The following is a 20,424-nucleotide window of genomic DNA, read 5'->3' on the forward strand; positions in this document are numbered from 1 at the left end:
GAAGGCGACCGCCTCAATTAGGTTGAGGGCACCATGACCGAAGCCGAACCGGCTCGCACGTCGAGCATCTACCTGGCCGCCGCCGAGGGCGGAACCGGCAAGTCCGCCATCGCGCTGGGTCTGCTGCACCTGCTGGCCGCCTCGTCGGCGCGGGTCGGCGTGTTCCGCCCGATCGTCCGCTCACTCGACGAGCCCGACGAGCAGCTCGAGCTATTGCTCGCGCACGCCACCGCGCAGATCGACGATCACACCAGGTGCCGCGGCGTGACCTACCAGCAGGTCTTCTCCGACCGGGAAGCCGCGCTGGGCGAGATCGTCGCGCGGTTCCACGACGTCGCGCGCCAGTGCGAAACCGTGCTGGTGGTCGGCAGTGACTACACCGACATCGTCAACCCGAGCGAGTTGACCTTCAACGCCCGCGTCGCGGTGAACCTGGGGGCGCCGCTGGTGTTGGCCATCAACGGTCACCAGCGTGATGCGCAGGCCATCGGCGAGATCACGGCCCGCTGCCTGGCCGAGGCGGCCGCGGTCCACGCCCACCCGGCCGTGGTGATCGCCAACCGCTGCGACCCGGACCGGCTGGCGGAGGTCACCAAGGCGATCTCGGACCGTCTGGACGGCCCGGGCACCCGGGACATTCCCGCGTTCGCGGTTCCGGAGGTACCGCTGCTGTCCGCCCCGACGATGGCCGAACTGTGCACGGCGCTGGACGGCACCGTCTACAGCGGCGACCCCGAGCTGCTACGCCGTGAGGCGCTCGGTGTCATGGTCGGCGGGATGACCGCCGAGAACATTCTGGAACGGCTGACCGAAGGTCAAGTGGTGATCGTGCCCGCCGATCGCTCCGACGTACTGCTGGCGCTGGTGAACGCCCATGACGCACAGGGCTTCCCGTCACTAGCCGGGATCATCCTCAACGGTGGCCTGCTGCCGCACCCGGCGATCGACAAGCTAGTCAAGGGGCTGCGGCCTACCCTGCCGCTGATCGCCACCAGCCACCGCACCTACGACACCGCCGAAAAGGTGTCGCACACCGGCTCGCGGATCACCGTCGACGCACTGCGCAAGATCGACACCGCGCTAGCGGTGATGGCCGCTCACCTCGACGGCGCCGAGCTGGCCGAACGGATCCGGGTGCCGGCGTCGACGGTGGTGACCCCCCAGATGTTCGAGTACCAGCTGCTGGAGCGCGCCCGCTCCGACCGGCGCCACATCGTGCTGCCCGAAGCCGCCGATGACCGGATCCTGTTGGCGGCCGGCCGGTTACTGTCCCGCGGAATCGTAGACCTGACCCTGCTCGGGGTGGAGGACGCGGTGCGCAGGCGCGGCGCCGAACTCGGGGTGGACCTGGATGCGGCGCAGGTCGTCGACCCCGCCAACAGCGGCCTGCTGGAATCGTTCGGCGCAGAGTACACCCGACTGCGCGCCCACAAGGGGATCGCCGAGGAACGTGCCCGCGAGATCATGCGTGACATCTCCTATTTCGGCACCATGATGGTACAACTGGGGCTCGCCGACGGCATGGTGTCCGGTGCCGCGCACACCACGGCGCACACCATCCGCCCGGCATTCGAGATCATCCGGACCGCGCCGGGGGTCTCAACGGTGTCCAGTGTCTTCCTGATGTGTCTGTCCGACCGGGTGCTGGCGTTCGGAGACTGCGCGGTGGTACCCGACCCGACCGTCGAGCAACTCGCCGATATCGCGATCTCCTCGGCCGCCACAGCCGCCTCGTTCGGTATCGAGCCCAGGGTGGCTTTGCTGTCGTATTCGACCGGTGAGTCCGGCGCCGGGGCGGGTGTGGACAAGGTGCGTGCCGCAACACAATTGGTGCATCAGCGCCGGCCCGACCTGCTCGCCGACGGGCCGATCCAGTACGACGCCGCGGTCGACGAGACGGTAGCGGCAGCCAAGATGCCCGACTCGGCGGTCGCCGGGCGGGCCACCGTGCTGGTGTTCCCGGACCTCAACACCGGCAACAACACCTACAAGGCGGTGCAGCGCAGCGCCGGGGCGGTCGCGATCGGTCCGGTACTGCAGGGATTGGCCAAACCGGTCAACGACCTGTCCCGGGGCGCGCTGGTCGACGACATCGTCTACACGGTGGCGATCACCGCGATCCAGGCGCAGGAGGCGGCTCGGTGACTGTCGGCGACACCGGGCTGGTGCTGGTGCTCAACTCCGGTTCGTCGTCGATCAAGTTCCAGGTGATCGATCCGGTGGCCGGCACCGCGGTGGTCTCGGGTCTGGTCGAACAGATCGGCGAGCCGGAGGGGACGATCCCCGATCACGCCGCCGGCCTGCACATGATCCACCAGCAGCTACTCGATTCCGGGATCGACCTCGGCGCGATCCGGGCAGTCGGGCACCGGGTTGTGCACGGCGGCACGAAGTTTCACTCGCCGACGCTGATCACCGACGCGGTACTGGCCGAGATCGAGCGGCTCGCCGAAATGGCGCCGCTGCACAACCCCCCCAACGCGATCGGCATCGAGGTCGCGCGCGCCGACTTCCCCGACCTACCGCACGTGGCGGTCTTCGACACCGGCTTCTTCCACTCGCTGCCGCAGGCCGCCGCCACCTATGCGATAGACCGTGACGTGGCAGCCGATTACGGCATCCGCCGGTACGGGTTCCACGGCACTTCGCACGAGTACGTCTCCCGCCAGGTGGCGGTGCTGCTGGACGCCGACCTCGCCGAGCTCAACACCATCGTGCTGCACCTGGGCAACGGCGCGTCGGCGTCGGCGGTGCACGGCGGGGTCGCGGTGGAGACCTCGATGGGGCTGACCCCGCTGGAGGGGCTGGTGATGGGCACCCGCTGCGGCGACATCGATGCGGGAGTGCTGATGCACCTGCGGCGCACCGCCGGCATGGAAGTCGAACAACTCGACGAACTGCTCAACCGGCGCTCCGGGCTCAAGGGGATGTGCGGGATCAACGACTTCAGGGAACTGCTCGAGCACATCGCCGCCGGTTCGGCCCCGGCGAAGCTGGCCTACGACGTCTATGTGCACCGGCTGCGCAAATACGTCGGCGCCTACCTGGCGGTGCTCGGCCGGGTCGATGCGATCGCCTTCACCGCGGGGGTGGGGGAGAACGTCGCCGCGGTACGTGAGGACGCGCTGGCGGGCCTGGACGGGCTGGGCATCGTCGTCGACCCCGACCTCAACCGCACCGGTAAGGGCGCGCGGATCATCTCCGCCGACGACTCGCGCACCACCGTCCTGGTTGTTCCCACCAACGAGGAGCTGGCGATCGCCCGCGCCGCATGGGAATTCGTGTAAATGGCGATCGGTCACGGTGGACACCGATGAGCCGGGATCCGGATGCGACTGCGCCGCTGTGGCGGGCGGCGCAGCTGTTCCGCCTGCTGAGCTGCCTTTACGCGCTGGGCTTTCAAATCGCCATCAACGACGACCTGGACCGGCCCGGGGCGGCCTGGCTGCTGTTCGCGGTGCTGATCGCCTGGAGCATCGCCTGCGCGATCGCCTACCTGCACGGCTTCGGCCGGCGCCCGGCCTGGGTGATCGCCGAGCTGCTCGTCGTCGTGGCGCTGATGTTGTCCACCGAACTGGTCGCCGCCCGATCCTGGGCGCTGGACAACCAGACCTGGCCGACGACGCTGTGGGCCAGCAACGCCACCATCTCGGCGGCCCTGCTGTTCGGCCCGGTCGGCGGTCTGCCGGCCGCGGTGGTGATCACCGCCGCCAGCGCATTCGTGAAGGGCTATGTGAGCCTCAACTTCGGCCGCAACGCCACGGTGATCATCGAGTTGGCGCTCGCGCTGGCCGTGGGGATGGCCGCCCAGACCGCCCGCCGCGCGCACCAGGACCTGCAACGCGCGATCCGGCTCTCCGCGGCGACCGAAGAGCGCGAACGGCTGTCCCGCCACGTCCACGACGGCGCCATCCAGGTGCTGGCACTGGTCGCTCGCCGCGGCCGGGAGATCGGCGGCGCGGCAGCGGAATTGGCGGAGCTGGCCGGCGAGCAGGAGCGCGCACTGCGGCGGCTGGTGAGTTCGGCGGAGTTCGCCCAGGACACCGATGCGGCAGACATCGCCGACCTGCGTGCCCTGCTGAGCCGCCGCGCCGACGAGCGGGTTTCGGTCAGCCTGCCGGCCACACCGGTGTTGCTGGCGCCCGGTGTTGTGGCCGAACTCGACGCGGCGGTCGGCAACGCCCTGGACAACGTGGCGCGCCACGCCGGGGACGGGGCCCGGGCATTCGTGCTCTGCGAGGACCTGGGAGAAACCGTGACCGTCACCGTGCGTGACGACGGCGTGGGCATCGCCGCGGGCCGGTTGGATGAGGCGGTCCGGCAGGGAAGAGTCGGTGTCTCGAAGGCGATCGTGGGCCGGCTGGCCGCGCTGGGCGGTAGCGCCCGGCTGAGCACCGAGGTCGGTGAGGGAACCGAATGGGAACTGTCCGTACCGCGCCGGGGTGAGTGCGGTGGCTGAACCGGCTGCGCCGACGGTGATGGTCGTCGACGACCATCCGATCTGGCGGGACGCGGTGGCCCGCGACCTGGCCGAGTCGGGTTTCACCGTGGTCGCCACCGCCGACGGGGTGGCCGCCGCGCGCCGCCGGGCCGAGGTGGTCAAGCCCGAGGTGGTGGTGATGGACATGCAACTGGCCGACGGTGACGGTGTCGCGGCCACGACCGCGGTGCTCGAGGTCTCGCCGTCGACGCGGGTGCTGGTGCTGTCGGCCTCCGATGAGCGCGACGACGTGCTGCAGGCCGTCAAAGCCGGTGCAACCGGCTACCTGGTCAAAAGCGCCTCGCGCGAGGAGCTGACCGCCGCGGTGCGTGCCACGGCCGCCGGGCGGGCGGTGTTCACCCCCGGCCTGGCGGGTCTGGTCCTGGGTGAATACCGCCGGCTGTCGCGCAGTCCGGAGTCCGGGCCGGCGACGCCGGCGCTGACCGAGCGGGAGACCGAGGTGCTGCGCTACGTGGCGAAGGGACTGTCCGCCAAGCAGATCGCGGCCAAGCTGTCGCTGAGCCACCGCACCGTGGAGAACCACGTCCAGGCGACGTTTCGCAAGCTGCAGGTCGCCAACCGGGTGGAGCTCACCCGCTACGCCATCGAGCACGGTTTGGACCAATAACCCCGGCGAATCAGGTAGTCCTACTCATCCGCGCGGCGCAAAAAACCGGCATCGTCACCGGCATGACCGAACCACACGCCGTGATCAACCGGCTCTCCGCGGAATGCCATGCGCTGTCCTGGCAGCTGTACCGGGTCTCGGGCGAGCTCGCCGAACTGGACCGGATGATCAGTGCCGGAGCCCCCAGCACCCGAGCGGTCCCGGCCGCCCTGGCCACCCCGGCCGCCCCGCCGGCCGCCGGGTACCGCACCGAGCCCCAACCCCGTCCGGCCCCCGGTGACTCGGGCTGGATCGGCAAGCTGCTGGCCGTAGCCGGGGTCGCGGTGACCCTGGTCGGCGTGGTGCTGCTGCTGGTGCTGGCCGCCCAGGCCGGAATCTTGCGCCCACAGATCCGGGTCGTCGGAGGCTTCGCGCTGTCGGCCGGACTGGTGGCCGCCGCGGCCCGGCTGTACGGCCGGCCGGGTGGGCGTACCGGCGCGATCGCGGTGGCCGCCACCGGGATCGCCGCGGCCTACCTGGATATCCTCGCGATCACCGCGTACTACGGGTGGGTGTCCGCGCCCCTCGGGCTGGTGATCTCCGCCGCGGTGGGCGGTGTTGGCCTGGCCCTGGCGCGGCGCTGGGACTCCGAACACCTCGCACTGCTGGTACTGGTGCCGCTGATCGGCCTGGCCCCGGCCATCACCGGCGACGTCGATCTGTTGTTGATCGGTTTCCTGCTCACATTGTCGGCGGCGGCGCTGCCGGTGCAGCTGGGCAAGGACTGGACCGCGATGTTCGCCGCCCGCATCGCGGCGTCGACGGTGCCGTTGCTGGTCGCGCTGACCGCCGGCGCCGGCCACGATCAGCGCTGGCTGCTCGGCGCCGCTGCCGTGGTGGCCGCGGTCCTGGCCGTCGCCAGCGGACTGCTGCTGTTGCCGACGACCACCCGGGCGGGTGCGCTCGCGCTGCTGACCGCCGCCGGAACCCTGCCCGTGCTGGCGGCCGGGGCAGTCACGGACAGGGTGGGGGCCACCGCGCTGGCGGCGGCGCTGTCGGTTGCCATGCTCGCGGTCGTCCTGCTCGGCCGGGGGCTGGCGACGGTGGTCGTCGAGGTGTTCTCGGCGCTGTCGGCGGTCGCCGCGCTGGTCGCGGTCATCTCCGCGGTGCGCGGGCCGGTGCTGGCGCCGGTGCTGCTGGGCATGGCCGGCGTCGTCGCGGTCGTCGGCCGGCAGAGCCGGGTGGCACGTTGGGTGGCAACGGGATTCGGTTGCGTCGGCCTCCTCGCTTACTGCGGCTACGCGGCACCGCGCACCCTGGTCACCGCGACCGTGATGACGACCGCCGACACCGTCTCCACCCTGGCCGCCAGCGTGCTGGCGATCGCGCTGGTGGCCGCCCTTGCCCGGGCGTACGCCGCCGCGGGCACGAACACCGATCCCGACAGCGCCCGGATGCTTGCCGTGGCCGGTGGGGCGCTGAGCCTCTACGCCGTCACCATGTTCGCGGTCACCGCAGGCGTGGCGATCGGCGGCGCCGGCGGCGGCTTCCTGGCCGGCCACACGGCGGCCACCATCTGCTGGATCGCCACCGCGGCCGGTCTGTTGCGCTATGCGCTGCACCTGGCCGACCGCGATGGCCGCACCTGGGCGGTCACCGCCGGGCTGGCCCTCACCGGCGCTGCCACCGCCAAGCTGTTCCTGTTCGACCTGGGCACCCTCGACGGCATGTTCCGGGTCGCGGCGTTCATCGTCGCGGGCCTGATGCTGCTCGCCATGGGCACCGGCTACGCCCGCAGCCTGGCGCAACCCGACGCCGGCGACCCGTACGGGAAAGGCAACTGAGCGCCATGGCACGGCAACTGAGCTTCCCCGGGCCCGCCGAACTGGCCGCGGCGACGCCGGCCGACCGCGACCGCGCCGTCGACGTCATGCGGATCACCGCCCTGATCGGCGTGGTAGCCGGACACACCGTGATGGCCACCAGCGTCATCCGCGACGGCGTGCTGATCTGGGACAACCTGTTGACCACCTCGACGGTGTTTCAGGCACTGACCTGGATCTTCCAGATCATGCCGCTGTTCTTCTTCGCCGGCGCCGCGGCCTGTGTGACCTCCTGGCGGCCCGGGGCCGACTGGGGCGCCTGGCTGATGAAACGCTGCCTGCGGCTGTTCCGCCCGGTGTTCTACTACCTGGCGTTCTGGGCCTGCGCCCTGACCGTGCTCTACCCGCTGTTGCCGCGGCACGTCTATGAACCAGTGGCAGGTGTGAGCATCCAGCTGCTGTGGTTCCTCGGGGCCTACGTGCTGGTGTTGGCCGCGATGCCGCTGCTCTACCGGGTGACCACCGCGGCGCGCCTGGCCACGGGAGTGGCCGGGATCTACGCCGGCATCGCCGCCATCGACATGCTCCGGGTGCACTGGCCCGCGCTGGCGCCACTGGGCTATCTCAACCTCGCCGTCTGGCTCATCCCGGCGATGTTCGGCGTGGCCTACCGGCGCGGGCTGCTGACCCGGCCGGCGGCCCTGGGCGTGGCGGCGGCGCTGCTGGTCATCAACCTGGGGCTGTTGTGGCTGGGCCCCTACCAGCCGAGCATGGTCGGCACCGGTGATCAGCAGCTGTCCAACACCAGCCCACCGTCGCTGCTGCTGGCCGGGCACACGATCGTGATGAGCGCGCTGGCGATCTGGGCCGCGCCGGCGATCACCCGATGGGCGCAGCGGCCGCGGGTGTGGTGGCTGACCGCGCTCGGCAACTCCGGAGCGATGACGCTGTACCTGTGGCACATTCCGGTGCTGCTGGGGGTGCACCTGGTCTGCGACGGCCTCGGCCTGCCGCGCTATCCGGGCCTGCCGCACTTCGCGGCGTTGAGCGTCGTGCAGCTGATGGCGGTGGCGGCGACGGTAGCGGTGCTGTTCGTGGTGTTGCGGCCGCTGGAGAACGACGCGCTACCCGGCTGGGACGCCCCGGTGGTGGTGGCGCCGGGCCGCAGTGCGGTGGTCGGAGCACTACTGATGGTGGCCGGGGCGGCGACGCTGCTGGCGATCAAGTGGGGACTCAAGGACGACGGGCTGATCTGCGTGGCGGTGCTGCTGGCCGCGCTGGTGAGCGCCCGTGCGCTGGCCGCTCACCGCGGCGGTTCGTCGACCAGAAAATCGTCGTTGTGCTGACCGGGCGCCGGGGGAGGGCCGGTCGTGGTGGCGTCGAACGAGCCGTAGCGGGCCGGGGTGCGTACCACGGTGACCGCATCATCGCCGTCACCGACCCGCAACGCCAAGCGGTTCTCGGCGAACAGCTCGGTATCGACGACCTGCTTCCAGGTGTTGGCCAGGCACGCCATCAAACCGTTGCGCTGCAACCGATCCACCCATTCGGCCGACGTCGCCGAGACCAGGGTGGCCTCCAGTTCATCGGTGAGCTCGGCGTAGTTGATCGACCGGGCGCGCTGGTCGGCGAACCGCGGGTCCTCGATGAGCTCGGGGCGGCCGATGGTGCGGCAGAGCGTATCCCAGTGTTTGGGCGTGTAGGCGCTGATCACGACGTAGCCATCAGCGGTGCGGAAGGCATCCGAGGGCTGGGTGGCGAACCCGACTCCCTTGCGCCGCTTGGCCGGTGCGGCCGCCGGTGATTCCGGGGCAGGTGATGGCGGGCGGTTCAGGTGCACGGTGAGCTGATTGGCCTGCAAAGCCACCGCGACGTCGTACATGGCCACCTCGACCACGTCGGCGACACCGTGGCGCTCCCGGTTGAGCAGTGCGGCCAGCACCGCCTGGGCCAGCACATGCCCGCTGGCGTTGTCCACCAGTTGGAAGGGGATGATCTGCGGCTTGCCGTCGGGCGTGCGCATACCCGAGGTCATCCCGGCCTCGGCCGCCACCATCAGATCGACCCCCGGCCGGTCGCCGTTCGGGCCGTTGCCGCCGTATGCCGACAACCGGGCGTAGATGAGTTTCGGGTTGCGGGAGCGCAGTTCGTCCGGGCCCAACCCGAGCCGCTCCATCACGCCGGGCCGGAATGCCTCCAGCACGACATCGGCGGTGTCGGCCAGCGCCAGAATCTGCCGACGGGCCTGCGCGGTGCGTAGATCGGCGGTCACCGACTTCTTGCCGCGGTTGTTGGGCAGGAAATAGACGGCCAGCGGTGGACGGCCCGGCAACACGGAGGTGATCTGCCGGCCTGCCTCACCGCCCGGCGCCTCGACCTTGATGACCTCGGCGCCCAGGTCGGCCAGCACCTGGCCGGCCAACGGTCCGGCCACATTCTGGGTGAAGTCCAGGACCCGGAGTCCGTCCAGCGGTCTAGGGGCCGAATCGTCGGTCATCTGCTCAGCCCTCCGCATGCCTACGCGACCGCCAGCTGACCAGCCGCCCGATGAGTATCAGCAACAGTACAAACAAGATCAGCAGAAATGCGGCGTTGTAGGACAGATCGCGGGCGGATTGCGACGGCAGGTTGTAGAACGTCCAGATCGGGTAGGTCAGGTAGCCGACCGGCGAATGGGTGAGTTCGCCGGTGGGGGCGGTGTTGGACCAGCCCGCGGTGTAGAGCATCGGGGCCGTCTCGCCGACCGCCAGCGCCAGCGCCACCAGCATGCCGGTGACGATCCCGGGGATCGCCGACTTCAGCACGATTTTGCGCAGGGTAAAGCCCACCGGCAGTCCGAGCGCTTCGGCGCCCTCTCGGTAGGAAGTCGGTACCTGGCCGAGCGCGGCTTCGGTCGCTTTCGCGATGTAGGGGATCGCGAGTACCGACAGCGTCAACACCCCGGCCGCCAGCGAGAACCCCCAACCGAAGAACACCACCAGCGCCAGGTAGCCGACGTAGCCGAGCACGATGGATGGAATTCCGGCCAGTACCTCGTAGGCGCCGCGCAGCAGGGATTGTGTTCTCCCGGTGGCGAATTCGGACAGATAGATCCCGGTCAGCACGCTCACCGTCCCGCCCACCAGCAGCACGCCGAGGCCCAGTACCGCGGTGCCGATGATCGCGTTGCGCAGCCCGCCGCCGTTACCTCGGGTGTTCTCCGTCAACACGTGCCAGTCGAACACCGGCAGGGCGCGCCCGATCACCTCGATCAACATCCACACTGTCGGGACCACCACCACCGCAAGGCATACCAGGCAGCCCGCCCAGAACGCGGCGTTGACGATCTTGCGGCGGTTCACTTCGGCCCCCGTTCAGACTCCGCGTCCCACCGGCAGAGCGGTCCCCGACACCCGGCGGACCAGGACACGGGCGGCGATATTGGTCAGTAAGGTGATCACCATCAGCACCAGGCTCACCTCCGCGAGGGTCTTGACCGCGAAATCGGTGAAGTCCGTCATCGCCGAATCAAGCTGAGAGACAACAGTGGCGGCGATGGTGGTCATGGTCGAATAGATGGTGGTCGGTATGGTCCCCAGCACCGCGCCGGAGACCATCGCCACCGCCATCGTCTCGCCGAGCGCGCGCCCGAGCCCCAGCACGATCGCCCCGACGATGCCGCTGGTGACCCACGGCAGGGTGACCCGGCGGGCGCACTCGAACTCGGTCATACCCAACGCGATCGCGCCCTCGCGGGGCAGCGGAGGCACCTGGCGGATCAGGTCGCGGCTGGTGCTGGCGATGATGGGAATGATCATCACCGCCAATACCAGGCCGGACACCAGTAGTCCCTCCCCATGGCCGGGATCGCCCCGAAAATAGCGCAGCACCGGCACATCCGGGGCGTTGCGGGCGATCACCGGAGCGACGAAGCCGGCGATAAACGGCCCGAACGTCATCGCACCCCACAGCCCGACGATGACGCTGGGAATGCCGGCCAGCAGTTCCAGCATCATCCCGACCGCGGAGGCGATCGCTCGCGGGAGGCGCTCCACGATCAGCAGCGCCGCACCGATCGACACCGGAACCGCGATCACCAGGGCGATAGCCGATGTCGCCAGCGTGCCGACGATCAAGGGCAGCGCCCCGTAGTAGGCGCCGGTCGGATGTTCGACACCGCGGGTGACGGTGGCCGAGCCGTAGGTGTTGCCCGGGTTCCAGTCGGTTCCGGTGAAAAAGTGCAGCCCGTTGACGGTGATCGCGGGCAGCGCCTCGATGAGCAGCGTCGCCAGCACGAACACCAGCGCCAGCAGCGGAACCAGCGCGCTCGCCGTACCCAGCCAGCGAACGGCCGGGCCGGCGCGCGCCCCGGATCGGCTCATCGGCCGGCTTACTTCGAGCTGATCTTGGCGATCTGCGCCTCGGACTGTTTCGCCACCGCGTCGGGTAGCGGCTGGAAGTGCACCTTGTCGAGGAAGGTGGGGGTGTTGCCCTCGGTGATGGCCCAGTGCAGGAATGCCTGCAGGGTTTGGGCGGTGGATTGGTCTTTTTGCTCGGCGTTGACGATGGCGTACTCGTAGTTGACGATCGGGTAGGCGTCGGGGGATGGGCCGTTGATCAGGGAGATGGCCTGGTTGTCGGGGGTCTGGTCGGCGAAGCCGGCCGCGGCTGCCTGCATGCTCTTGGCGTCGGGCTGCAGGTAGTTGCCCGCGGCGTTGGCCAACTGCGCCTCACCGAGGCCCTTGTCGCGGGCCTGATCCAGAAAGCTGATCCCGATATAGGCGACGCACCCGGGAGTCTCGGCGCAGCCGGTGACCATGCCGCCGTTGCCGTTTTCGCCGAGGGCACCGGGTACGGCCGGGAAGTCGACGGTGGTGCCGAAGCCCGGGGCTTTGCCCCAGCCGTCGGGGTCTTGCTTGGACAGGTATTGGGTGAACAGGAAGGTGTCGCCGGAGCCGTCGGAGCGGTGCAGCGGGATCACCGGGGTGTCGGGCAGATTCAGGCCGGGGTTGAGGGCGGTGATCTGCGGGTCGTTCCAGGCTTTGACGGTGCCGTTGTACATGCCGGCCAGCACCTTGCCGTCGAGCTTGATCGGGTCGGTCATGCCGGGCACGTTGTAGTTGACCTGCTGCGCCGACACCGCCAGCGCGATGTTCATCAGGCCCTGGTGTTCTTTCATGTCGCCTTCGGACAGGTAGGCATCCGAGGCGCCGATGTCGACGGCGCCGGCGGCGGCCTGCGAGATACCGGTGCCCGAACCCGTGCCCTGCGCGGTGATCGTCACGTTGGGATATTTCTGGCTGTAGGCCGGACCCCACTGGTTGAACAGCGGATAGAGCAGCGTGCTGCCGGTCTCCGACAACGACACGTCCGACGATGCCGGCGCGGTGGCCACACCGCCCTCGGGAGTCGAATCCGACGGCGCGGTAGCGGTTTTCCCGCCGCAGGCCGCTCCGGCCAGGATGAGCGGCGCGGTGGCCGACAGGGCCAGCATGTTACGTAGCCTGCTTTGAAGGCGAGTTTTCACGGTGACACCCTTTCCTCGTGTTCGGCGAACATCTGGGGGTTCTCGGCCGTCAACTGCCCCCGCGATACGTAGCGGACGGTCTCTTCGTGCTGCGGCGACGAGAACAGTTGTGCGGTAGGGCCTTCCTCGACCAGCCGTCCGTCGAAGAAGAACGCGGTGCGGTCGGCGATCCGGGCGGCCTGGGCCAGGTCGTGGGTCACCATGATCACCGTCAACCGGCCGGCCAGCGACGTAATGAGCTGTTCGATCTTGTCCGTCGTGTTCGGGTCCAACGACGATGTGGGTTCGTCGAGCAACAGCACATCGGGGTTGACGGCCAGCGCCCGGGCGGTGCATAGCAGCTGCTGCTGGCCGCCGGAGAGCCGGAACGGGGAGTCCCCCAGCCGGTCCTTGACCGCGTCCCAGAGTCCGACCATTCGCAGCTTCTCTTCGGCAACACTGCGGAACTGCTTGCGGGGCACTATTTTATGGGCGCGCACACCGGCGATGACGTTATCCATGATCGACATCGGGAACGGATTGGGGCGCTGAAACAGCATGCCGACACTGCGCCGTAACTCCATCAGATCCCGGCCGCCGAAGATGCTGGTCCCGCCGAGCAGGACGTCACCGCTGTGCCGATAGCCGGTCACCTTGTCGTTCATCCGATTCAGGGTGCGCAGAAAGGTCGTTTTGCCCGAGCCGGTAGGCCCGAGCAGCGCGGTGATCGCCCGGGCGGGAAACGCCAGATTCACCTCGTTCAGGACGGTTTTCGTGCCAAAACCCAAGGTGAGGCCCTCAGCGCTCATTGCTGACGCGCTGACATTCCCGGTCTCGCTGTCGAGTTCGACGGGCGGCATCGCCGCCATGTTACGACCGATTCCTGCGGATCAGTTGTCAATATCCTGCGACGGTCAATGCCCTGCGATGGTTGCGATCTGGGCCTGTGACTGTTTGGCCACGGCGTCGGGCAGCGGCTGCAGGTGCACCTTGTCGAGGAAGGTGGGGGTGTTGCCCTCGGTGATGGCCCAGTGCAGGAATGCCTGCAGGGTTTGGGCGGTGGATTGGTCTTTTTGCTCGGCGTTGACGATGGCGTACTCGTAGTTGACGATCGGGTAGGCGTCGGGGGATGGGCCGTTGATCAGGGAGATGGCCTGGTTGTCGGGGGTCTGGTCGGCGAAGCCGGCCGCGGCTGCCTGGATGCTCTCGGCGTCGGGCTGCAGGTAGTTGCCGGCCGCGTTGGCCAGCTGCGCGGTGCCGAGGCGATGATCGCGCGCCTCGTCGCTTTGGCTGACACTGATATAGGCCACGCACCCGGGATTGGCGGCGCAGCCGGTGACCATTCCACCGTTGCTGTTCTCCCCGATGGCGCCCGGTACCGCGGGGAAGTCGACGGTGGTGCCGAAGCCGGGGGTTGTGCCCCAGCCGTCGGGGTCTTGTTTGGACAGGTATTGGGTGAACAGGAAGGTGTCGCCGGAGCCGTCGGAGCGGTGTAGCGGGATCACCGGGGTGTCGGGCAGGTTCAGGCCGGGGTTGAGGGCGGTGATCTGCGGGTCGTTCCAGGTTTTGACGGTGCCGGAGTACATGGCTGCCAGTACTTTGGCGTTGAGTTTGATCGGGTCGGTGACGCCGGGCAGGTTGTAGTTGATCTGCTGGGCGGAGATGGCCAGCGCGATGTTCATCAGGCCCGGGTGTTCCTTCATGTCGCCTTCGGAGAGGTAGGCGTCCGAGGCGCCGATGTCCACGGCGCCGGCGGCGACCTGGGCGATACCCGCGCCGGACCCGCCGTCCTGGGTGGTGATGGTGACCTTGGGGTACTGCCGGTGATACGCCGGTCCCCACTCACTGAACAGCGGGTAGAGCAGGGTGCTGCCGGTCTCCGACAACGACACCGGCGCCGGCGTCGCGTCCGTACCGCCGGTGGTGGCCGGTCCGCACGCCGCCGTGCTCAGGATCACCGTGGCAGTGAACAGTTCGGCGAAGCGTGTCTGGCAAGACCGCATCGGGCAATGCTACGTCTGCCCGCTGGCAGCAGCGGTAAGGTTTTGTGCCGTGAGACGCGGCCGATGGAACGGGTTGCTGGCCCTGCTCGTAGTGGGTGCGCTGACGGTTTCGGCATGCGGCGACAACTCCGGTCAATCCGGCTCTGCCGACGGCGCGGGGTCGTCGGTGGACTGCGGAGGCAAGCAGGAACTGCATGCCAGCGGCTCCACCGCGCAGGAGAACGCGATCGAGCAATTCGTCTACGCCTATATCCGGGCGTGCCCGGGCCACACGCTGGACTACAACGCCAATGGCTCCGGGGCCGGGGTGGACGACTTCATCGCCAACGAAACCGATCTGGCCGGATCAGATGTGGCGCTCGACCCCTCTAAGGGCCAACCGGAACGCGCAGCGGAGCGGTGCGGTTCACCGGCGTGGGACCTGCCGATCGTGTTCGGCCCGATCGCGGTCACCTATCACATCAGCGGCGTCAACTCCTTGAGCCTGGACGGCCCCACGCTGGCGAAGATTTTCAACGGGACGATCGGCACCTGGGACAATCCCGCTATCAAGGCGCTCAACGCGGGCGTGCCGCTGCCCTCAACACCCGTCCATGTCGTCTACCGCAGCGACAAGTCGGGGACCACGGCCAATTTCCAGAAGTATCTCGATGTCGCCTCCGATGGGGCATGGGGAGGGGGAACCGGCGAGATGTTCAACGGCGGTGTCGGCGAAGGAGCCGCCGGGAACAACGGCACGTCCGCGGCGCTGCAGAACACCGACGGCTCGATCACCTACAACGAGTGGTCCTTCGCGGTCGGCAAGCAACTGCCGATGGCGCAGATCATCACTGCGGCCGGCCCGCACCCGGTATCGATCTCCGCGGACTCGGTCGGCAAGACGATCGCCGGGGCCAAGTTCATGTCGAACTCCGGCCAGAGCAACGACCTGGTGCTCGATACGTCGTCGTTCTACAAGCCGACCGAGGCGGGCGCCTATCCGATCGTGCTGGCGACGTACGAGATCGTCTGTTCGAAATACCCCGACGCCGCCACCGGCGCGGCGGTCAGGGCGTTCATGCAGGCCGCGATCGGCCCTGGGCAGGAGGGACTGGATCAGTACGGCTCCATCCCGTTGCCGGATTCCTTCAAATCGAAGCTCCTGGCGGCGGTGAACGCCATCTCGTGACCATTTGTGGAGGTGACGCCGGTTAGGCTGGTAGACAGTCTTTCGCCGCGGGTTCGCGGCACTGGGGTGCTGGTGAGGCGAAGGGAGCGTCGTCGGTGAACAACACCGAGCCGGGTTCGCGGGCCGGGTCGCGGTTCGGCCCCTACCGGCTTGAGCGTTTGTTGGGCCACGGCGTCGTAGGCGAGGTCTACCGGGCCGAGGACACCCGCAACGACGAGATGGTGGCGCTGAAACTGATCTCCGAGTCGTTTTCGGGCGACGAGGCATTCCGCAGCCGGTTGGAGGACGAAGCCGAGGCCGCCGGTCAGTTGACCGAACCCCACGTGGTGTCGATCCGCGCCTACGGCGAGATCGACGACGTGCTCTACCTCGAGACCGATTTGATCGGGGGCACCGACCTGGCCGCCCTGTTGGCAGACGGTGGCCCGTTGAGCCCGCCGCGCGCGGTGGCCATCGTGCGCCAGATCGCAGCGGCGCTGGATGCGGCCCACAATGCCGACGTCATCCACCGGGACGTCAAACCCGACAAGATCTTGGTCACCGCCGACGACCTGGCCTACCTGATGGACTTCGGGGTGGCCGCGGCCATCGCGGATCCGGCTACCCGGGCGGACCCGGCGACCGGCACCGTGCGGTACATGGCTCCCGAGCGTTTGACCGGCGAGCAGGTGACCCACCTCGCCGACATCTACTCGCTGGCCTGCGTGCTGGCCGAGTGCCTGGGCGGGGTGCCGCCGTTCTCGGCCGACACCGTCGACGACGCGGTCGAAGAACGCCGGACGACGGCGCCGCCGCGACCCAGCAAGCTGCGCCCGGGACGCGTCCCGGTGGCCATCGACGAGGTGCTGGCGCGCGGGCTGGCCCCTAAACCCGAGGACCGCTACAGCAGCGCCGGTGAACTGGCCGCGGCCGCCTACGAGGCGCTGACCGAGCCCGAACGCCACCAGGTGGTCCGGATCCTGCGCCGAGGCGAGCCCGCGATGCATCTGCCCGGCGGCCTGGAAGCGGAGACCAGAGCCGACTCCAGGACCGGGGGCTGGGGCGAAGCCGCACTGCGGTCGGTGCCGGCCGGGCCGGCAGGGGCCTCGCCGGACGCCGATTTCGGCGCCGGCCTGGGCGGGCCGCTTCCGACACCGTTCCCGGTGTCCCCACTACTGGGCACCGACGTTCGCACCGAGACCCCGGCGATGCCCAGCGCGTCCTGGCGCCGACGGCTGTCGCGCAAGCCGGTCCTGGTGGCCGCCGCCACCCTCGCCGCGGTCACCGCGGTGGCCGGCATCGGTCACCTGGTGAGCCGTCCCTCGCCCGCGTCGGCGGTGGCGTCGGCCCCGCAGGAGGTGCTGCCGTTCACCGACCTGGACTACCGGCTCTCCCCGGGTGGGGTGGCGCTGGACGACGACGGCAACGTTTATGTCACCAGCGAAGGCATGCGCGGGCGCGTGGTGAAACTGACGACCGGCACGGACACCACCACCGTGCTGCCATTCAGTGACCAGTATCAGCCGCGGGGGCTGGTGGTCGACGGCGTCGGCAACGTGTACTTCTCCGACCTCAATGACCGGGTGGTCAAGCTGGCGGCCGGTTCCGACGCGCCCACGGTGCTGCCGTTTACCGGTCTGGACGAGCCCGCCGGGGTGGCGGTGGATTCCGACGGCGACGTCTACGTCGCAGACCGCGGCGCCGACATGGTCGTGCGGCTGGAATCCGGCTCGAACGTCCAGACCGTGCTGCCGTTCGTCGGCCTCAACAAGCCGGGCGGGGTGGCGGTGGATTCCGCCGGCAACGTCTACGTCGCCGACACCGGCAACAATCGGGTGCTCAAACTGGTGGCCACCTCCAACGAGCAGGTGTTGTTGCCGTTCGCCGGGATCATCTCCCCGCGGGGCATCGCGGTGGACGACGCCGGCGACGTTTACGTCACCGAGCACAACCGCAACAAGGTCGTGAAACTGGCCGCCGGGGCCGCAATCCCGGAGGTGTTGCCGTTCACCGGCCTCAACGGCCCGCTGGACGTGGCCGTCGACAAGCACGGCAACGTCTACGTCGCCGACCGCGGCAACGACCGGGTGGTCATGGTGGACGCGAACCGATGAGGACCGGTGCCTAACAGCGGCCCTGGTTCGCGAGCCGGTTCCCAGTTCGGGCACTACCGGCTGATCCGGCTGTTAGGCAATGGCGGGATGGGTGAGGTCTACGAGGCCGCGGACACCCGCAAGCACCGGATGGTGGCGCTGAAACTGATTTCCCCGCAAGTCTCCGACGACCCGGTACTGCACGCCCGGCTCCGGCGCGAGGCCGACACCGCCGGGCGGCTCACCGAACCGCACGTGGTCCCCATCCACGACTACGGCGAGATCAACGGACAGTTCTACGTGGAGATGCGTCTGATCGAAGGCGACTCGCTGCGCACCCTGCTCAATCGCCACGGTCCGCTCAGCCCGGCCCGGGCGGTGGCGGTGATCCGCCAGGTCGCCGCCGCGCTGGACGCCGCGCACGCCGCGCAGATCATGCACCGCGACGTCAAACCCGAGAACATCCTGGTGACCGGGGAGGACTTCGTCTACCTGGTGGATTTCGGCATCGCCCGCGCAGCCACCGACCCGGGGCTGACCCAGATCGGTACCGCGGTCGGCACCTACAACTACATGGCCCCGGAGCGGTTCACCGGCGGCGACGTCACCTATCGGGCCGACATCTACTCGCTGGCCTGCGTGCTCGGTGAATGCCTGACCGGTACACCGCCGTATCGGGCCGACAGCATCGAGCGGATGATCGCCGCACACCTGACCGAACCCGCTCCGCGGCCCAGCGCCCAGCGCCCAGGTCAGGTGCCGCCGGCCTTCGACCAGGTGATCGCTCGGGGGATGGCCAAACGGCCCGAGGACCGTTACCGCAGCGCCGGGGAGTTGGCCGCCGCCGCCAACGATGCGCTTACCGGCCCGCAGCAGGATCAGGCGGCCACCATTCTGCGCCTCGGCGAAGAGGCGACCTTCGGTTCCTCCGCGATCGCGGCGGCGCCGTCGCCCTCGTCGCCCACCGGCTGGCGGGATCAGCCGGTACAGCGGCCCCTCCCGATACAGCGGCCGCTGGGCTACTCCGCGCCGGCACCGCCGACTTTTCGTGCCGCACCCGCCGCCGGCGGCCGGCGTTGGATGATTATGGCCGCCGCGATCGTGGCGCTGGTGTCGGTGCTGGGCGTCGTCGGCTACCTGGTGGCACGGCCGTCGAACCCGTCGGCGGCGAAGGCGCCGGCCGGCCAGAGCGAACTGCAGTTCAGCGGTATCAACTTCCGGCTCTCCCCGAGCGGGGTGGCGCTGACCTCCAACGGCGACGTCTACGTCGCCAGCCAGGGCATGTATGGGCGCGTGGTGAAACTTCCGGCCGGGTCGAACGGCCCGACCGTGCTGCCGTTCAGCGGGCTCTACCAACCGCAGGGAGTGGCGGTCGACAGCAACGGCACCATCTACGTCTCCGACTTCAACAATCGGGTCGTCAAACTTGCTGCCGGGTCCCACGATCAGGTGGTGCTGCCGTTCAGCGGCCTGAACTATCCGGAGGGGCTTGCCGTGGACGCCGGCGGCAACGTCTACGTCGCCGACCGCGGCAATAACCGGGTGCTGGAGTTGGCTTCCGGGGCGAACGCCCAGACCGTGCTCCCGTTCAGCGGCCTCAACAATCCCGACGGGGTGGCGGTGGACGGTTCCGGCACCGTCTACGTCACCGATACCGACAACAATCGGGTACTCAAGCTCGCCGCCGGCTCCAGCAGCCAGGTGGTGCTGCCGTTCACCGGGGTCGCCGTGCCGTGGGGCATCGCGGTCGACTCCGGGGCGAACGTCTACATCACCGAGCACGACGGCAACCGGGTGCTCAAGCTGGCAGCCGGTGCAACGACCCCGACCACGCTGGCGTTCACCGGGCTCAATACTCCGCTGGACCTCGCGGTGGACAAGGACGGGACGGTCTTCGTCGCCGACCGCGGCAACAACCGGGTGGTGCGGCTCGCCGCGGGCTGAGCCGGTCGTCACAGCGGGTGACCCGGCGCCGTCGGGCGCGGGGCGGCGCCGATCGGCGGTAGCATTTTCGTCGTGGACAGTCGTGTGGCGGGCCCGGAGGTCGGCCTGACCGATACGGATGCCGCGGCTGTCCAGCACCACGATCACGCCGGGCACCGCCATTCGGTTCCCCCGGTGCTCGATGCCGGCTGGCACCGCGCCGCCGGATGGGCGCGCCGGCTCGCCTGGGTCAGCCTGGTGGTGGTCGGGTTCGAAGGCGTGGTCGGCCTGTGGCAGGGCCTGGCAGCCGGCTCGATCGCCTTGACCGGCTGGGCGCTGGGCGCCATCCCCGAGGCCATGGCCGGGGCGGTCGTGATCTGGCGATTCACCGGTGCCCGCACGCTGTCGCCGACGGCCGAGCGGCGTGCCCAGATCGGGGTGGCGGTGTCGTTCTGGATCAACGCCCCCTACATCGCCGCCGAATCGCTGCGTCACCTGTTCGGTGATCAGCGCACCGAGGGCAGCGTCATCGGGATCGCGATCACCGCCGTGGCGGTGCTGGTGATGCCGATTCTGGGCCGCGCGCAGCGGCGGCTGGGCACCCGGCTGGGTTCGGCGGCCACCGTCGGTGAGGGCGTGCAGAACTATCTGTGTGCGATCCAGGCCGCCGCGGTGCTGGTGGGGTTGACCCTCACCGCGCAATGGTCGGGCGGATGGTGGCTGGACCCGCTGATCGGGCTGGGGGTGGCAGCCGTGTCGATATGGCAGGGCTTCCGGTCCTGGCGCGGTGAGGGCTGCGGCTGCTGATCGCCGCTGACGATCGCCGAACAAAGTCCCGACTGCCCTGGAGCTGGTGGTGTTGC

At 69.2% G+C, this 20,424-nt stretch carries 16 protein-coding genes; 10 read left to right on the top strand and 6 right to left on the bottom strand.

Annotated features, from left to right (window positions below; genetic code table 11):
- Nucleotides 1-33 precede the first annotated feature (33 nt).
- From pta to BST28_RS02045, 6 genes are all read left to right on the top strand, one after another.
- Entirely contained in the window at nucleotides 34-2,145 is a 2,112-nt protein-coding gene (gene pta, locus BST28_RS02020; RefSeq protein ID WP_083079678.1) for a phosphate acetyltransferase, read from the top strand.
- Nucleotides 2,142-3,287, top strand: coding sequence for an acetate/propionate family kinase (locus BST28_RS02025; RefSeq protein WP_083079679.1), 1,146 nt, complete (start codon nucleotides 2,142-2,144; stop codon nucleotides 3,285-3,287). The genes pta and BST28_RS02025 overlap by 4 nt, the downstream gene beginning before the upstream one ends.
- Nucleotides 3,288-3,313: 26 nt before the next feature.
- Nucleotides 3,314-4,459, top strand: a complete 1,146-nt coding sequence (gene macS / locus BST28_RS02030; protein ID WP_083079680.1) for a MacS family sensor histidine kinase — start codon at nucleotides 3,314-3,316, stop codon at nucleotides 4,457-4,459.
- A gap of 19 nt (nucleotides 4,460-4,478) precedes the next feature.
- Nucleotides 4,479-5,108, top strand: a complete 630-nt coding sequence (locus BST28_RS02035) for a response regulator (RefSeq protein ID WP_420093418.1) — start codon at nucleotides 4,479-4,481, stop codon at nucleotides 5,106-5,108.
- 62 nt (nucleotides 5,109-5,170) lie between these two features.
- Nucleotides 5,171-6,931: a DUF2339 domain-containing protein gene (locus BST28_RS02040; protein ID WP_083079681.1), complete on the top strand. Its 1,761-nt coding sequence runs from the start codon at nucleotides 5,171-5,173 to the stop codon at nucleotides 6,929-6,931.
- Between the two features lie 5 nt (nucleotides 6,932-6,936).
- Nucleotides 6,937-8,256 carry an acyltransferase family protein gene (locus tag BST28_RS02045; protein WP_083079683.1) on the top strand — a complete coding sequence of 440 codons (1,320 nt, stop codon included), beginning with the start codon at nucleotides 6,937-6,939 and terminating at the stop codon, nucleotides 8,254-8,256.
- On the opposite strand, the gene BST28_RS02050 is transcribed toward BST28_RS02045, so the two are convergent.
- From BST28_RS02050 to pstS (BST28_RS02075), 6 genes are read right to left on the bottom strand one after another with little or no spacing between them, the layout of a single operon-like run.
- The gene (locus BST28_RS02050) at nucleotides 8,214-9,407 is read right to left on the bottom strand and encodes a CoA transferase (RefSeq protein ID WP_083079786.1); all 1,194 of its coding nucleotides are present in this window, start codon (nucleotides 9,405-9,407) and stop codon (nucleotides 8,214-8,216) included. The two genes, BST28_RS02045 and BST28_RS02050, sit on opposite strands and share 43 nt — an antisense overlap.
- Nucleotides 9,408-9,411: 4 nt before the next feature.
- Nucleotides 9,412-10,251: a phosphate ABC transporter permease PstA gene (pstA, locus tag BST28_RS02055; protein ID WP_019734996.1), complete on the bottom strand. Its 840-nt coding sequence runs from the start codon at nucleotides 10,249-10,251 to the stop codon at nucleotides 9,412-9,414.
- Nucleotides 10,252-10,263: 12 nt separating this feature from the next.
- Nucleotides 10,264-11,271, bottom strand: coding sequence for a phosphate ABC transporter permease subunit PstC (pstC, locus tag BST28_RS02060; RefSeq protein ID WP_019734995.1), 1,008 nt, complete (start codon nucleotides 11,269-11,271; stop codon nucleotides 10,264-10,266).
- An 8-nt stretch (nucleotides 11,272-11,279) separates the two neighbouring features.
- A complete protein-coding gene (gene pstS, locus BST28_RS02065; RefSeq protein ID WP_083079684.1) occupies nucleotides 11,280-12,383 on the bottom strand; it encodes a phosphate ABC transporter substrate-binding protein PstS in 1,104 nt (367 codons plus the stop codon).
- Between the two features lie 29 nt (nucleotides 12,384-12,412).
- Entirely contained in the window at nucleotides 12,413-13,264 is an 852-nt protein-coding gene (locus BST28_RS02070; protein WP_083079685.1) for an ATP-binding cassette domain-containing protein, read from the bottom strand.
- 45 nt (nucleotides 13,265-13,309) lie between these two features.
- Nucleotides 13,310-14,398, bottom strand: coding sequence for a phosphate ABC transporter substrate-binding protein PstS (pstS, locus tag BST28_RS02075; RefSeq protein WP_083079687.1), 1,089 nt, complete (start codon nucleotides 14,396-14,398; stop codon nucleotides 13,310-13,312).
- A gap of 49 nt (nucleotides 14,399-14,447) precedes the next feature.
- Here pstS (BST28_RS02075) and pstS (BST28_RS02080) point away from each other — a divergent pair, with 49 nt between their 5' ends.
- The 4 genes from pstS (BST28_RS02080) (at nucleotide 14,448) to BST28_RS02095 (ending at nucleotide 20,368) form a co-directional block, all read left to right on the top strand.
- The gene (gene pstS / locus BST28_RS02080; RefSeq protein WP_207570013.1) at nucleotides 14,448-15,566 is read left to right on the top strand and encodes a phosphate ABC transporter substrate-binding protein PstS; all 1,119 of its coding nucleotides are present in this window, start codon (nucleotides 14,448-14,450) and stop codon (nucleotides 15,564-15,566) included.
- A 95-nt stretch (nucleotides 15,567-15,661) separates the two neighbouring features.
- Nucleotides 15,662-17,659 (top strand): serine/threonine-protein kinase PknD, encoded by a 1,998-nt coding sequence (locus tag BST28_RS02085; RefSeq protein ID WP_083079688.1) that lies wholly within the window; start codon nucleotides 15,662-15,664, stop codon nucleotides 17,657-17,659.
- A gap of 6 nt (nucleotides 17,660-17,665) precedes the next feature.
- A complete protein-coding gene (locus BST28_RS02090) occupies nucleotides 17,666-19,582 on the top strand; it encodes a serine/threonine-protein kinase PknD (RefSeq protein ID WP_019736930.1) in 1,917 nt (638 codons plus the stop codon).
- Between the two features lie 174 nt (nucleotides 19,583-19,756).
- A complete protein-coding gene (locus BST28_RS02095; RefSeq protein ID WP_065287553.1) occupies nucleotides 19,757-20,368 on the top strand; it encodes a cation efflux transmembrane domain-containing protein in 612 nt (203 codons plus the stop codon).
- Nucleotides 20,369-20,424: the final 56 nt, after the last annotated feature.

Source organism: Mycolicibacter kumamotonensis, assembly GCF_002086285.1.
Lineage (GTDB): Bacteria > Actinomycetota > Actinomycetes > Mycobacteriales > Mycobacteriaceae > Mycobacterium > Mycobacterium kumamotonense.

What these genes read in the sequence shown, in the direction of transcription:
- macS (WP_083079680.1), top strand. Translation starts at nt 3,314, where the DNA reads ATGAGCCGGGATCCGGATGCGACTGCGCCGCTGTGGCGGGCGGCGCAG.
- BST28_RS02050 (WP_083079786.1), bottom strand. Translation starts at nt 9,407, where the DNA reads ATGACCGACGATTCGGCCCCTAGACCGCTGGACGGACTCCGGGTCCTG.
- BST28_RS02040 (WP_083079681.1), top strand. Translation starts at nt 5,171, where the DNA reads ATGACCGAACCACACGCCGTGATCAACCGGCTCTCCGCGGAATGCCAT.
- BST28_RS02035 (WP_420093418.1), top strand. Translation starts at nt 4,479, where the DNA reads ATGGTCGTCGACGACCATCCGATCTGGCGGGACGCGGTGGCCCGCGAC.
- pta (WP_083079678.1), top strand. Translation starts at nt 34, where the DNA reads ATGACCGAAGCCGAACCGGCTCGCACGTCGAGCATCTACCTGGCCGCC.
- pstS (WP_083079687.1), bottom strand. Translation starts at nt 14,398, where the DNA reads ATGCGGTCTTGCCAGACACGCTTCGCCGAACTGTTCACTGCCACGGTG.
- pstC (WP_019734995.1), bottom strand. Translation starts at nt 11,271, where the DNA reads ATGAGCCGATCCGGGGCGCGCGCCGGCCCGGCCGTTCGCTGGCTGGGT.
- pstS (WP_083079684.1), bottom strand. Translation starts at nt 12,383, where the DNA reads ATGCTGGCCCTGTCGGCCACCGCGCCGCTCATCCTGGCCGGAGCGGCC.
- BST28_RS02070 (WP_083079685.1), bottom strand. Translation starts at nt 13,264, where the DNA reads ATGGCGGCGATGCCGCCCGTCGAACTCGACAGCGAGACCGGGAATGTC.
- BST28_RS02045 (WP_083079683.1), top strand. Translation starts at nt 6,937, where the DNA reads ATGGCACGGCAACTGAGCTTCCCCGGGCCCGCCGAACTGGCCGCGGCG.